The sequence below is a fragment of the Streptomyces hygroscopicus genome, assembly GCF_026168105.1.
Classification (GTDB): Bacteria; Actinomycetota; Actinomycetes; order Streptomycetales; family Streptomycetaceae; genus Streptomyces; species Streptomyces hygroscopicus_D.
This window is the reverse complement of record NZ_LBMW01000023.1, coordinates 88,771-102,188: the sequence shown is the minus strand read 5'-3', so window position 1 is coordinate 102,188 and position 13,418 is coordinate 88,771. Positions and strand designations below refer to the sequence as shown.

9 protein-coding genes and 1 pseudogene are annotated in these 13,418 nt (G+C 71.6%); 6 read left to right on the top strand and 4 right to left on the bottom strand.

Annotation, left to right across the window (positions count from 1 at the left end; all coding sequences use genetic code 11):
• From AAW14_RS22305 to AAW14_RS22290, 4 genes are all read left to right on the top strand, one after another.
• Positions 1 to 777, top strand: a complete 777-nt coding sequence (locus AAW14_RS22305) for an SDR family NAD(P)-dependent oxidoreductase (RefSeq protein WP_265565685.1) — start codon at positions 1 to 3, stop codon at positions 775 to 777.
• Between the two features lie 103 nt (positions 778 to 880).
• Complete coding sequence (locus AAW14_RS22300) at positions 881 to 1,999, top strand: LLM class flavin-dependent oxidoreductase (protein WP_416223352.1); 1,119 nt, start codon at positions 881 to 883, stop codon at positions 1,997 to 1,999.
• Positions 2,000 to 2,124: 125 nt separating this feature from the next.
• On the top strand, positions 2,125 to 3,855 hold the full coding sequence (locus AAW14_RS22295) for an N-acyl-D-amino-acid deacylase family protein (RefSeq protein WP_265565684.1): 1,731 nt from the start codon (positions 2,125 to 2,127) through the stop codon (positions 3,853 to 3,855).
• Entirely contained in the window at positions 3,852 to 5,303 is a 1,452-nt protein-coding gene (locus AAW14_RS22290) for an aldehyde dehydrogenase family protein (protein WP_265565683.1), read from the top strand. The genes AAW14_RS22295 and AAW14_RS22290 overlap by 4 nt, the downstream gene beginning before the upstream one ends.
• 21 nt (positions 5,304 to 5,324) lie before the next feature.
• On the opposite strand, the gene AAW14_RS22285 is transcribed toward AAW14_RS22290, so the two are convergent.
• Positions 5,325 to 5,720, bottom strand: coding sequence for a nitroreductase family deazaflavin-dependent oxidoreductase (locus AAW14_RS22285; protein WP_265565682.1), 396 nt, complete (start codon positions 5,718 to 5,720; stop codon positions 5,325 to 5,327).
• Positions 5,721 to 5,803: 83 nt separating this feature from the next.
• Positions 5,804 to 7,324, bottom strand: a complete 1,521-nt coding sequence (locus tag AAW14_RS22280; RefSeq protein ID WP_265565681.1) for a CehA/McbA family metallohydrolase — start codon at positions 7,322 to 7,324, stop codon at positions 5,804 to 5,806.
• Between the two features lie 223 nt (positions 7,325 to 7,547).
• Here AAW14_RS22280 and AAW14_RS22275 point away from each other — a divergent pair, with 223 nt between their 5' ends.
• Positions 7,548 to 10,136 (top strand): bifunctional FO biosynthesis protein CofGH, encoded by a 2,589-nt coding sequence (locus tag AAW14_RS22275; RefSeq protein WP_265565680.1) that lies wholly within the window; start codon positions 7,548 to 7,550, stop codon positions 10,134 to 10,136.
• A gap of 7 nt (positions 10,137 to 10,143) precedes the next feature.
• On the opposite strand, the gene AAW14_RS22270 is transcribed toward AAW14_RS22275, so the two are convergent.
• Complete coding sequence (locus AAW14_RS22270) at positions 10,144 to 10,641, bottom strand: DUF2165 domain-containing protein (protein ID WP_265565679.1); 498 nt, start codon at positions 10,639 to 10,641, stop codon at positions 10,144 to 10,146.
• Positions 10,642 to 10,754: 113 nt separating this feature from the next.
• On the opposite strand from AAW14_RS22270, the gene AAW14_RS22265 reads away from it, so the two are divergent.
• A complete protein-coding gene (locus tag AAW14_RS22265) occupies positions 10,755 to 13,280 on the top strand; it encodes a tetratricopeptide repeat protein (RefSeq protein ID WP_265565707.1) in 2,526 nt (841 codons plus the stop codon).
• A gap of 10 nt (positions 13,281 to 13,290) precedes the next feature.
• Here the strand turns inward: AAW14_RS22265 and AAW14_RS22260 are convergent.
• Positions 13,291 to 13,406, bottom strand: a pseudogene (locus tag AAW14_RS22260) (DUF2165 family protein); the annotation flags it as partial.
• Positions 13,407 to 13,418: the final 12 nt, after the last annotated feature.

Below are 13,418 nucleotides of genomic sequence, written 5' to 3'. Positions count from 1 at the left end.
ATGGGCAAGCTGGACGGGCGCGTCGTCATCGTCACCGGCGCGGCGCGCGGACAGGGCGAGCAGGAGGCCCGGCTGTTCACGGCGGAGGGCGCCCGGGTCGTCCTCGCGGACGTGCTCGACGAGCAGGGGGAGGCGCTGGCCAAGGAACTGGGCCAGAGATACGTCCACCTCGACGTGGCGTGCGAGACCGACTGGGCCGCGGCCGTGACCGCCGCGCAGGGAGCCCACGGGCGGATCGACGGGCTGGTCAACAACGCCGGGATCCTGCGGTTCAACTCCCTGGTCGACACGCCTCTCGATGAGTTCATGCACGTCGTGCGCGTCAATCAGGTCGGTTGCTTCCTCGGGATCAGGGCCGTGGCACCGCAGATCGCGGCCGCGGGCGGGGGCACCATCGTCAACACCGCCTCGTACACGGCGATGACCGGGATGGCGGCCGTGGGGACGTACGCGGCGACCAAGCACGCCATCCTCGGGCTCACCCGGGTGGCCGCGATCGAGCTGGCGCGGCAGCGCGTCCGTGTCAACGCCATGTGCCCCGGCGCCATCGACACCCCGATGTCCAACCCGGCCCGGCTGGACCCGGACGCGGACCTCCAGGAGACCGCGGGAGCCCTGGACGAGCTGTACCGCGGGCTCGTGCCGCTCGGCCGGATCGGGCGGCCGGAGGAAGTGGCGCGGCTCGCCCTCTTCCTGACCTCGGAGGACTCCTCCTACATCACCGGGCAGCCGTTCGTGATCGACGGCGGATGGCTGGCGGGTGTCAGCGTCATCTGACGGTACGTCAGCTATTGACGGTGCAACCGGCCGGTGCCACAGTCGGCGGCAAAATAAATCTGACGTTGCGTCAGATCAGAGGTCGTGGGGACGGTGAACCTCCTTGGAATTCGGGCTCTTTGTACAGGGATACGTGGGCAAGCGGGCCGAGACCGACCCGCTCGCGGAACACAAGGCGCTGATGGAGGAGACCGAGTACGTCATCCAGGCGGACAAGTCCGGCTTCAAGTACGCCTGGGCGTCCGAGCACCACTTCCTGGAGGAGTACTCGCACCTCTCCGCCAACGACGTCTTCCTCGGCTATCTCGCCCACGCCACCGAGCGCATCCACCTCGGCTCCGGGATCTTCAACCCGCTGGCCCAGGTCAACCACCCGGTGAAGGTCGCCGAGAAGGTCGCCATGCTCGACCACCTCACCGGGAACCGCTTCGAGTTCGGCAGCGGACGCGGGGCCGGCTCCCACGAGATCCTCGGCTTCCTGCCCGGCATCACCGACATGAACCACACCAAGGAGATCTGGGAGGAGACCATCGCCGAGTTCCCGAAGATGTGGCTCCAGGACGAGTACCCCGGCTTCCAGGGCAAGCACTGGTCGCTGCCGCCGCGCAAGGTGCTCCCCAAGCCGTACGGGGCCTCGCACCCCGCCATGTGGTACGCCGCGGGGTCCCCGCCCTCGTACGCCATGGCCGCCAGGAAGGGCCTCGGGGTGCTCGGCTTCAGCGTGCAGAAGGTCTCCGACATGGAGTGGGTCCTGGAGCAGTACAAGACGGCGATCGTGGATGCCGAACCCATCGGGGACTTCGTCAACGACAACGTGATGGTGACGACCACCGCCGTCTGCGCGCCCACCCACGAGGAGGCGATACGGATTGCGGTGAACGGCGGGCTGCACTATCTGCCGTCCCTCGTCTTCCGCTACCACGACACCTTCCCGCGCCCCGAGGGCTTCCCAGTCTGGCCCGAGACGCTCCCCCGGTACACCGAGGAATTCCTGGAACTGCTCATCGAGGAGGAGCTGCTCATCTGCGGCGACCCCGACGAGGTGCTCACCCAGTGCAAGCGGTGGGAGCAGGCGGGGGCCGACCAGCTCAGCTTCGGGCTGCCGGTGGGGATCCCCAAGGAGGAGACGCTGCAGACGATCCGGCTCATCGGCGAGCACGTGATCCCGAAGATCGACACGGACCCGGTGCACCGTACCTCGCGGTTCCGCCAGGGTGCCTGATCGGCGACGGGGCGTGGGCTGTGTGGCGACTGCGACGCCGTCGTGGTCGACCGCGCAGTTCCCCGCGCAGTTCCCCGCGCCCCTTAGGTACGTCCATCGCGCCGGAGCTCAAGGAGGCAAGCACCATGCTTGATCACGTCTTCAAGGGTGCGACCGTTGTGGACGGGACGGGAGCCCCCGCGTACACGGCGGACGTCGGCCTGCGGGACGGCCGGATCGCCACGATCGGCTCGGTCACCGAGGACTCCCGTACGCGCGAGGACGCGACCGGCCTCGTCCTCGCCCCCGGCTTCGTCGACCCGCACACCCACTACGACGCCCAGCTGTTCTGGGACCCGTACGCGACCCCCTCCCTGAACCACGGGGTCACCACGGTCGCAGCCGGCAACTGCGGGTTCACGCTCGCGCCGCTCAACCCCGCGCGCCCCGAGGACGCCGACTACACCCGGCGCATGATGTCCAAGGTGGAGGGGATGTCCCTGGTCGCCCTGGAGGAGGGGGCGCCCTGGAACTGGCACACCTTCGGGGAGTACCTGGACGCCCTGGAGGGCCGGATCGCCGTCAACGCCGGGTTCATGGTGGGGCACTGCGCGGTGCGGCGCCATGTGATGGGTCCCGCCGCGATCGGTGGGCAGCCGACGGGCGAGCAGCTGGACACCATGCTCCGGCTCCTCCACGAGGCCATGGACGCGGGCGCCTGGGGTCTGTCCACCACCCAGTCGTCCACGCATTCCGACGGCGACGGGAACCCGGTCGCCTCCCGGCACGCGCGGCCGGCGGAACTGCTGGCGCTCGCCCGGGCCGTGGGCGAGCACGAGGGTACGCAGATCGAGGCGATCGTCGCGGGCTGCCTGGACCAGTTCAGCGACGCCGAGATCGACCTGCTCGTGGAGATGAGCGCGGCAGCGGGACGGCCGCTGAACTGGAACGTCCTGACGATCGACGCGGCCGTCCCGGAGCGTGTGCCGCGCCAGCTGGCCGCGAGCGAGCGCGCCCGGAAGGCGGGCGGACGTGTGGTGGCCCTCACCATGCCGATCCTGACGCCGATGAACATGTCGCTCGGCACCTTCTGCGCGCTGAACCTGATCCCCGGATGGGGCCCGGTCCTCGCACTGCCGGTGCCCGAGCGGATCGCGAAACTGCGCGATCCACAGGTCCGCGCCGAGATGCTGCGGCACGCCGGATCCAGGGAGGCGGGTGTCTTCCGGCGCCTGGCGAACTTCGGCCGGTACGTCATCGGGGACACCTACAGCCCCGCGAACGAGGGCCTGACCGGGCGGGTGGTGCGGGACATCGCGGCCGAACGCGGCCAGGACGCCTTCCAGTGCCTGGTCGAGATCTGCGCCGACGACGACCTGCGGACGGTCCTGTGGCCCATGCCCACCGACAACGACCCGGAATCCTGGGCTCTGCGGGCAGAGACCTGGCGCCACGAGGACGTGCTCCTCGGCGGCTCGGACGCGGGCGCCCATCTGGACCGCATGTGCGGGGCCCCTTACACGACCCGGTTCCTCGGGGACTGTCTGCGCGGCCGGAAGCTGGTGCCGCTGGAGCGGGCCGTGAAGATGCTGACCGACGACCCCGCGCAGCTGTTCGGGCTGCGGGAGCGCGGCCGGGTGCGGGAGGGCTTCCACGCGGACCTGGTCCTGTTCGACCCGGAGCGGATCGACGCCGGGCGGGCCACCCTGGTGCACGACCTGCCGGGGGAGAGCCCCCGGCTGGATTCCCGGGCGATCGGGGTGCGGGCCGTGTGGGTCAACGGTGTCGAGGCCCTGCGGGACGATGTGGTGACCGGCGCCGTGCCGGGCCGGGTGCTGCGCTCCGGGCGGGACACCAGGTCGGTGAGCACCACATGAGCGAGCGGCAGCGGCTGTTCGTCGGCGGCGCATGGGTCGATCCCGACGGGGGCCACTACGAGGTCGTCGACCCGGCGACCGAACAGGCCGTCGGATGGGCGCCGGAGGCCTCGACGGACCAGGTGCGCGCGGCGGCCGCCGCCGCCCGAGAGGCCTTCGGGCCCTGGTCGCGGACGACACCGGAGGAACGGGCGGCCGTCCTCGCCCGCGCGGCGGACCTGATGCAGCACAATCTCGTGCCGTACGCCGACTTGGCGCAGGCGGAGAGCGGCGCCACCACCGGCACTGCGCGCGGGATGCAGGTCGGGGTCGCCGTGGCCCGGTTCCGGCGGTACGCGCGCGTGGAGCCGGTGGAGCAGCCGCTGCCGCCGCAGGTGAACGAGGCGGGGCCGTTCGGCCCGGCCGCCGTCATGGGTGCGCTCGCGGTCCGCCGGCCGGTCGGCGTGGTCACCTGCATCACCTCGTACAACAATCCGTGGGCGAACCCGGCCGGCAAGGTCGCGCCCGCGCTGGCCATGGGCAACACGGTGGTGGTGAAGCCCGCGCCCCAGGACCCGCTGTCGGTCTACCGCATGGCGGAGGCGCTCGAGGCGGCCGGCGCGCCGCCGGGCGTCGTGAACGTGGTGAGCGGATCGCGCCCGGAGACCGGCGAGGCGGCCGTCGACTCGCCGGACGTCGACATGGTGAGCTTCACCGGCTCCACGGCGGTCGGGCAGCGCATCGCCGAGGCATGCGGCCGGTCCATGAAACGGCAGTTGATGGAGCTGGGCGGCAAGGGCGCGGCCCTCGTCTTCGACGACGCCGACCTGGACGCGGCGGTGGCCGGGATCGGCACGACGTTCTCCTTCTACAGCGGGCAGATCTGTACCGCGCCGACCCGGGTGATCGCGCAACGGGGCGTGTACGACCGTCTGGTGTCCCAACTGGCGGCATACGCCCGCCGCCTGCCGGTCGGGGATCCGCGTGAGCGGGGCACGGTGGTGGGCCCGGTGATCTCGGCGGCCCACCGGGACCGCGTGGAGGCTTATGTCGAACTGGGCCGCAAGGAGGGCGCGCGGCTGGCAGCCGGCGGCGAACGCCCGCCGTACGACCGCGGCTTCTACGTCGCCCCCGCCCTCCTCGCGGACTGCACCCCCGACATGCGGGTGGTCCGAGAGGAGATCTTCGGTCCCGTAGTCGTGGTCGTCCCCTTCGACTCCGAGGAGGAAGGCGTCGCCCTCGCCAACGACACCGACTACGGCCTGATCGACTACGTCTGGTCCGGGGACGTGGCCCGCGCCTTCCGGGTGGCCGGCCGGCTGCGGGCGGGCGGCGTCGGCGTGAACACCGTAGGCCGCAACATGGAGGCCCCGTTCGGCGGTTTCAAGAAGAGCGGCGTCGGCCGGGACGTCGGCTCGTACGCCCTGCACGCGTACAGCGAGCTCCAGGCGATCGTCTGGCCGGGGTGAGGGCGACGGACCGGCACGGGCTCAGCCGTCCAGGTCCACCCGCACCGTGAGCAGCCTCGTTCCCAGCGCCCGTACGGCTGCGCTGTTCAGACGGGGCAGCGTCCCCAGCCGGGCCCGGGGGTCGTCGTCCGCGAGCAGGTGGGCCGTGCCGGTGTGCCAGCGTCCTCCGAGGCGCACCCGGACGCGCGGATTCGCCCGGATGTTGCGGATGTACTGGGACCTTTCGCCGTGTTCGGAGACCAGCCAGAACGAGTCCCCGACGCGGCGCCCGCCCACGGGGGTCCGGCGGGGCAGGCCGGAGACGCGGCCCGTCGTCTCCAGGGCCGTCTGGAACGGCAGACGGCGCAGCACCGGATTGACGACGCGGCGCTGGAACGCAGTGACGGCTCGGTACTTGAGGTCGGAGTCACCTGACATGGTCCCTTGCTCCTCTCGGGGCCCGTGGCGAGGTCATGCACGCAGTGTCGCAAACCCTCCGCCGGGCCCCGTGGGCGCCTGCCTCACCCCTCGCCCAGGAAGATCGGGTTCGTGAACGCGGCCGGCACCCCCGGCACCGGTCCCACCGCCGCCTCGTGGCGCAGCTCCGCCCGTACGTACGCCGCGTACGCCGCCGTGGTGTGCCACTCGGCCGAGCCCGTCCCGGACACCGGCAGCGGATCGCTGGTGAAAAGCACGCCCTGGTCGGTGACGAAACGGATCGTGCAGCGCGGTGCCCCCTGCGCCTCCAGACGGACCGTGACCGGGGTGTCACGGCCCACCCGCAACCGCTCGCCGATGCCCGCGTGTTCGCCGCGGCTGCCCGACGCCGTGAAGGTCAGCGAGACGTTCTTCGACTCGGCCACGTACGAGCGGCCCGCGCGGATGCCCTCCTGGACGGCCTCCCGGGTCAGGTCCTCGGCGAGAACCACCGTCTGCGGGCTGCCGATCGCGTCGGGGTCGCGGTGCGCGTCGCTGTTGCCCATCGCCGGCAGCCACTTCGCGCGGCCCTCCCGGACCGACGCCACCAGCGTGTTGTCCCACTCCGCCAGCGTCGCCTCGTCGTCCGGTGTGAAGGGGCCGTTCCACACCTCGACCGCGTCCGCCTCGGCGAAGCCGAACTTCCAGCCGCAGCCGACGCAGGTGGCGTGCGGATGGGCCGGGACGACCAGGCCGCCCGCCCTGCGGATGTCCCGGGCGTACCGGGCCCAGCGGTTGTCGCGCGCCCGGTAGCGCCAGTCGACGAACGTGCCGGGTTCGGTCCCCAGCGCCACCACGTGGCCGTTGCGTGTCGTCACCTCCTCGCCCAGCAGGATCAGCAGGTCGTCGCCCGCCTGGTCGGCCCAGTGGGCGTGCGAGGAGTGGGTGTTGTGCTCCGAGGTGTTGATGAAGTCGAGGCCCGCGGCCCGCGCCAGCGCCGCGATCTCGGCGGGCGTACGGCGGCCGTCCGAGTACCAGGAGTGCATATGGCAGTCGCCGCGGTACCAAGCGCGGCCTCGGCCCTTCGCCCGGGACGGCGGGTACACGGGTGCCGGGGTCCTGCCCTGTTCGCCGTAGGTGAGCGTGATCGTGACCTCGTAGGCGAGGCCCTGCGGCGCCACCGTGTACGGGCCCAGAGCGATGTGCCAGGTGCCGGGGCGCACCGGGCCCGGGATGTAGCCGGGGGTCGCGTCGTCCGCGCGGACGAAGAACTCGCTGCGCGCACCGCCGGACCAGCCGCGGAAGCCCTTGCCGCCCAGCGCGGTGCCGCGCTCGTCGAAGATGCCGATGTCGAGGGCGTTGCCCGCGGTGCCGGCCGGGACGGACGGCTTGTCGTAGGTGTAGGCGACCTTGATCTCCCGGACGCCCTCGGGGACGTCGACGGGGAGATAGACGAAGTCGGGAGAGCCGGTGGGCAGTGTGCCGCGCACCGTCCTCGTCTCCTGGTTGCCCGCCGCCTCGGCGGCGGGCCCGTTGGGGAAGCTCACGGTTCCCAACGTAAGCGCGGCGGCCGCACCCGTCACGAACAGTGCGCGTCTGCCGATGCCGTGGTCGTCCTCGCACATGCTGCTGCTCCCAGCGTGTCGGATGACAGGAGTGGTGCAGTGGTGGTGCGTACCACTGTGGTGCCGACCCGTGAACTCTTCTCCACACCCAGCCGACCGGGAGCCACGTCCGGCGGAACACCAGGTGGCCCCCGCGGCCAGTGACACCCTGTAACGGCCGGCCGGTCCCGGCGGCACATGTCCGCCCTGTATGACCTGATCACCACAAACGTATGCTCGGGGGATGACGACTTCCGCGACCTCCGGAACCGGCCCCACCGAGAACTCCATGCGTCGCGCTCTCAAACGTGCCCGTGACGGTGTCGCGCTCGACGCCGCCGAAGCCGCGGTGCTCCTCCAGGCCCGCGGCGCCGACCTCGACGACCTCGCCGCGTCCGCCGCCAGGGTGCGTGACGCGGGCCTCGGGGCCGCCGGCCGGCCCGGGGTCATCACGTACTCCAAGAGCGTCTTCATCCCCCTCACCCGCCTGTGCCGCGACAAGTGCCACTACTGCACCTTCGTCACGGTCCCGGGGAAGCTGCGCCGGGCCGGGCACGGGATGTTCATGTCCCCGGACGAGGTCCTCGACGTCGCCCGCAAGGGCGCGGCCCTGGGCTGCAAGGAAGCCCTGATCACTCTGGGCGACAAGCCGGAGGACCGCTGGCCCGAGGCCCGCGAGTGGCTGGACGCGCACGGATACGACGACACGATCGCGTACGTACGGGCCGTGTCGATCCGGATCCTGGAGGAGACGGGCCTGCTGCCCCACCTCAACCCCGGAGTGATGTCCTGGACGGACTTCCAGCGGCTCAAGCCCGTCGCGCCGAGCATGGGCATGATGCTCGAGACGACCGCGGAACGGCTCTGGTCCGAGCCGGGCGGCCCCCACCACGGCTCCCCCGACAAGGAACCGGCCGTGCGGTTGCGTGTCCTGGAGGACGCCGGCCGTTCCTCCGTGCCCTTCACCAGCGGGCTGCTGATCGGCATCGGCGAGACGTACGAGGAGCGCGCGGAGTCCCTGTTCGCGTTGCGGAAGGTGGCGCGGGCGTACCACGGCATCCAGGAGCTGATCATCCAGAACTTCCGCGCCAAGCCGGACACGGTGATGCGCGGCATGCCGGACGCGGAACTGGACGAGCTGGTCGCCACGATCGCCGTGGCCCGGCACATCATGGGCCCGAGCGCCTGTCTCCAGGCGCCGCCGAACCTGGTCGACGACGAGTACGAGCGGCTCATCGGCGCCGGCATCGACGACTGGGGCGGCGTCTCGCCGCTGACCATCGACCATGTGAACCCCGAGCGTCCCTGGCCGCAGATCGAGCTGCTGCGCGAGCGCTCCGCCGCGGCGGGCTTCGAGCTGCGTGAACGGCTGTGCGTCTACCCGGAGTTCGTGCGGCGCGGTGAGCCGTGGCTGGATCCGCGGCTGCTGCCGCACCTCCGGGCCCTGGCGGACCCGGAGACGGGCCTCGCCCGCGAGGACGCGGTCGTCGAGGGGCACCCCTGGCAGGAGCCGGAGGAGGTCTTCGCCGACCGGGGCCGTACGGACCTGCACCGCTCGATCGACACCGAGGGACGCACCGGCGACCGCCGGAACGACTTCGACGAGGTGTACGGCGACTGGGAGGCGCTGCGCGAGGCGGCTGCCCGGGGAATGGCGCCGGAGCGCATCGACACGGACGTACGGTCGGCGCTGCACACGGCCGCCGACGACCCGACCCGCCTGACCGACGACGAGGCGCTGGCCCTGCTGCACGCGGACGGCCCCGCGCTGGACGCGCTGTGCCGGGTGGCGGACGACGTGCGCAGGTCGGCGGTCGGCGACGACGTCACGTACATCGTCACCCGGAACATCAACTTCACGAACGTCTGCTACACCGGCTGCCGCTTCTGCGCCTTCGCGCAGCGCCGCACGGACGCCGACGCGTACACCCTCTCCCTGGAACAGGTCGCGGACCGCGCCCAGCAGGCGTGGGACGTGGGCGCGGTGGAGGTGTGCATGCAGGGCGGCATCCATCCGGACCTGCCCGGGACGGCTTACTTCGACATCGCGAAGGCGGTCAAGTCACGGGTCCCCGGCATGCACGTCCACGCCTTCTCCCCCATGGAGGTGGCCAACGGCGCCACACGCACCGGGATGTCGATCCGCGAGTGGCTGACGGCGGCGAAGGAGGCGGGACTCGACACGATCCCCGGTACGGCGGCCGAGATCCTGGACGACGAGGTCCGCTGGGTCCTGACGAAGGGCAAGCTGCCGACGGCGACCTGGATCGAGGTCGTGACGACGGCGCACGAACTGGGCATCCGCTCGTCGTCCACCATGATGTACGGGCATGTGGACCAGCCCCGCCACTGGCTGGGCCACTTCCGCACCCTCGCCGCGATCCAGCGGCAGACGGGTGGCTTCACGGAGTTCGTGACGCTGCCGTTCGTCCATACGAACGCGCCGGTGTACCTGGCGGGCATCGCACGCCCGGGCCCGACGATGCGCGACAACCGGGCGGTGACGGCGATGGCGCGTCTGCTGTTGCACCCCCACATCCCCAATATCCAGACCAGCTGGGTGAAACTGGGCACGGAGGGCGCGGCGGAGATGCTCCGCTCCGGCGCCAACGACCTGGGCGGCACCCTGATGGAGGAGACCATCTCCCGTATGGCGGGCTCGTCGTACGGCTCCTACAAATCGGTCGAGGAGCTCGTCGCGGTGGCGGAGGCGGCCGGCCGCCCCGCCAAGCCCCGCACGACGCTGTACGGCGAGGTCCCGGAGGAACGACAGCGAGCGGCGGCGGCATCGGACGGGCATCTGCCGCAGCTGCTGCCGGTTTTGGGCGACTGAGGGGGCTCTACCGTTCATCTGCCGGGGCCGCACCCGGCAGATGCGTCACCAGGAGGACGACGCCGGTCAGGACGATCACGCGGGTGGCCGCGTCCAGGCCGTTCCACGTCTTGGACTGCCACATCGCGAACCATTCCCCGCCTATCGCGATGAACCCGGCGCCGAACAGCAGCAGGAGCATCAGCAGCCCGAGCGTGGAGAACTGCCGGGCGCGCGGGTGGCGGCGGGCCCACAGCCAGGTCGCGGCGATCAGGGCCAGCGCGGCGGCCGTCTCCCAGACGATGATCGCGACGTAGGCCGCGTCCTGCAGGGCTTGCGAGGTGATGGCCCGCCACATCAGGTCGTGGTCCTTGAACGTCGTGTCCATCGCGAGGACATGCCGGACGAACTGCTGGTTGGTACCGAAGTCGGTGATGTTCCCGAACGCGACGAGCGTGATGTAGAGGGCGACGGTGCCCGTGAGGAGGGTGGCCGTCAGGGAGAGGGTGCGTGAGGTGGTGTTCATGACATTGATCTTCTCTTGTGGCCGGGTGCGGCCCATGCACATTGAGCCAGAATGGTCCCGGACGGGCTTCGGAACGGCTGGAGGGGGACGTCGTGGCGCAGTCGCGGCCGTCGATGCAGGAGCTGATCCGCCAGCGCAGGCGGGCCGGGTTCGTGGGCCGGGGAGCCGAACGGGCCGCGTTCCGGGCGAACTTCGAGCTCGCGCCCGAGGACGAGCGGCACCGGTTCCTGTTCCATGTGCACGGTAATGCAGGCGTGGGAAAGACCTTCCTGGTACGGGAGTTGGAGCAGCTCGCGCGCGAGAAGGGCGCCATGACCGCCTACGTCGACGAGAGCGCGGGCAGCGTGCCGGAGACGATGGCGACGATCAGCCATCAGTTCGCAGGGCAGGGACACCGGTTCAAGGAACTGGACCGGTTGCTGGCCGCGCACCGGGAGCGGCGACACGAGGCGGAGGCGGCGGTCGCGACGCTCGAAACCGAGGAGGAGGGGCCGTCGGCGGGCAGCCTGGCGGTGGCGCGGGCCGGGTTGGTGGGGCTGGGGATGGTCCCGGGCGTGGGCGCGTTCGCGGGCGCCCTTGACGCGGACCGGCTCGCCCAGGGAGCCGACCGGTTGAGGGCCGGCCTCAGCGCGCGCTTCCGCAACCAGGAGGACGTGCAGCTGGTGCTGTCGCCGGAGCGGGTGCTGACGCCGGTGCTGCTCGGCGAGCTTTCGGACGCCGCTTCGACGGTGCCGTGGATCGTTCTCGTCTTCGACACCTACGAGCGAACCGGCCCGTTCCTGGACGGCTGGCTGCACGAGGTGATGACAACAGACCGGCACGGCGCACTTCCCGCCACGGTCGTCGTGGTGACGGCAGGCCAGCGCGCCTTCGACACCGCCCGTTGGGGCGGTTTCGCCGACTTCGTCGTGGATGTGCCGCTCGGGCCGTTCACGGAGGCCGAGACGCGGGGGCTGCTCGCGGACAAGGGGGTCGTGGCCGAGCCCGTGGTCGAGGAGGTCCTGCGCCTCACGGGCGGACTGCCGGTGCTCGTGTCGACCCTCGCCGAGGCGAGGCCCGCGGACCCCCACGGCGTCGGGGACCCGAGTGCCACGGCCGTGGAGCGGTTCCTGAAGTGGGAGCAGGATCCGGTGCGCCGCGGGGTCGCACTGGCGTGTGCGCTGCCCCGATGGCTGGATGTGGACGTGTTCCGGGTCGCGGCCGAGTGCGCCGAGGACGAACTCGACGGCCTGTACGGATGGTTGAGGGGGATGCCGTTCACCGATGAGCGCGGGGCCCGGGTGCGCTACCACGATGTCGTACGGGCACCGATGCTGCGGTTGCTGCGGATGCGGTCGCCCCGTGGATGGGCGGAGCTGCACGGGCGGCTCGCGGAGGCCTTTGCCCGGTGGCGCGAGGAGGCCGAAGCGGGTTTGGAGCCCCGCGAGTTCTGGGCGGAGGACGGCTGGCGCGAGGTGCGGCTCGCCGAGTCGTACCACTCCTTGTGCGCGGTGCCCCGCGCCGCGCTGTCCACAGTGCTGGCAGATGTCGTCACCGTCTGCGACTACGGTGACGACGTGGCGCGGCGGTGGGCGCGGCTCCTCGTCGAGGCGGGCGGGGACGCGGACGTCGAATCCGTCCGGGTGTGGGGCAGCGAACTGTCGGAGGCGCTTGCGGAGGGCGGGGTGGCCGAGGCACTGCGGCTGCTGCTGAGCCGCGCCCGGGGCGACGAGCCCTGGCGTGCGACGGCCTGCGCATCGCGCGGCGATGCCCTTGCGCGCGGCGGCGAGTACGAACGGGCGCTGGAGCAGTACGACCGGGCCCTCGCCCTCGACCCGGATCTGGTGCGGGCCCACCGGGGCAGGGCCCTGACGCGCGGTGGAACGGGCGATCACGAGGCCGCGCTCGACGACCTCGACCGCGTGCTCGCGCTGGAGCCCGACAACCCCTACAACGTCATCCTGCGCGGCGAGTACCACCGGATCCTGCGCCACCACGACGAGGCGGTCCGGGACCTCACCGAGGGTATCCGGCTCGACTCCACGAGCGACTTCGCCCGGGCCTCACGCGGCGCCGCCTACGAACGCCACGGCGACCTGGAGGCGGCGCTCGCGGACCTGGACCGGGCCCTGGAACTCAAGCCGGACTACGCCTGGGCGCTCGGCCGCCGGGCGCGGGTCTGGCGCGGACTCGGCGACCACGCCCGGCAGCTGGCCGACCTCGACCGGGCCCTCGTCCTGTGGCCCGACTGGGGATGGGGCCACTGCGAGCGCGGTGACGCCCTGCGCGGGGCAGGCCGTGACGAGGAGGCCCTCGCCGACTACGACCGCGCGCTCGTCATCGACCCGGAGTACGCGTCGGCGTACGCGAGCCGGGGAGTGTCGCTGTCCAACCTCGGCCGTCACACGGAGGCGCTGGCCGCCCTGGACCGGGCCGTCGAGCTGCGGCCGGACTACGCCTGGGCGGTGTGCCAACGTGGGACCGTCCACGCGCGACTGGGCGCCTACGATGCGGCTCTGGCCGATCTGGACAGGGCGAGGGCTCTGTCGCCCGACGACGAGTGGATTCGGACGAGCCGCGACAGGGTGCTGGAAGAGTCGGCGGTTCGGTTCAGCGCCCCGCCGCGTACGCCAGGAGATCCGACCACGAGCCCTTCGTGAACGAAGGTGATCAGCTGTCCTCCCTGACCGCCCCCGGCAGATGCGTCACCAGCAGGACCGCCCGGTCAGGATGACGACGCGGGTGGCCGCGTCCAGGCCGTTCCAGTTCGTGGACTGCCACATCGCGGGCGGTGGCCG

Excerpts from the sequence above, each read along its gene's own strand:
- AAW14_RS22305 (WP_265565685.1), top strand. The coding sequence starts at position 1 with ATGGGCAAGCTGGACGGGCGCGTCGTCATCGTCACCGGCGCGGCGCGC.
- AAW14_RS22295 (WP_265565684.1), top strand. The coding sequence starts at position 2,125 with ATGCTTGATCACGTCTTCAAGGGTGCGACCGTTGTGGACGGGACGGGA.
- AAW14_RS22290 (WP_265565683.1), top strand. The coding sequence starts at position 3,852 with ATGAGCGAGCGGCAGCGGCTGTTCGTCGGCGGCGCATGGGTCGATCCC.
- AAW14_RS22285 (WP_265565682.1), bottom strand. The coding sequence starts at position 5,720 with ATGTCAGGTGACTCCGACCTCAAGTACCGAGCCGTCACTGCGTTCCAG.
- AAW14_RS22280 (WP_265565681.1), bottom strand. The coding sequence starts at position 7,324 with ATGTGCGAGGACGACCACGGCATCGGCAGACGCGCACTGTTCGTGACG.
- AAW14_RS22275 (WP_265565680.1), top strand. The coding sequence starts at position 7,548 with ATGACGACTTCCGCGACCTCCGGAACCGGCCCCACCGAGAACTCCATG.
- AAW14_RS22270 (WP_265565679.1), bottom strand. The coding sequence starts at position 10,641 with ATGAACACCACCTCACGCACCCTCTCCCTGACGGCCACCCTCCTCACG.
- AAW14_RS22265 (WP_265565707.1), top strand. The coding sequence starts at position 10,755 with ATGCAGGAGCTGATCCGCCAGCGCAGGCGGGCCGGGTTCGTGGGCCGG.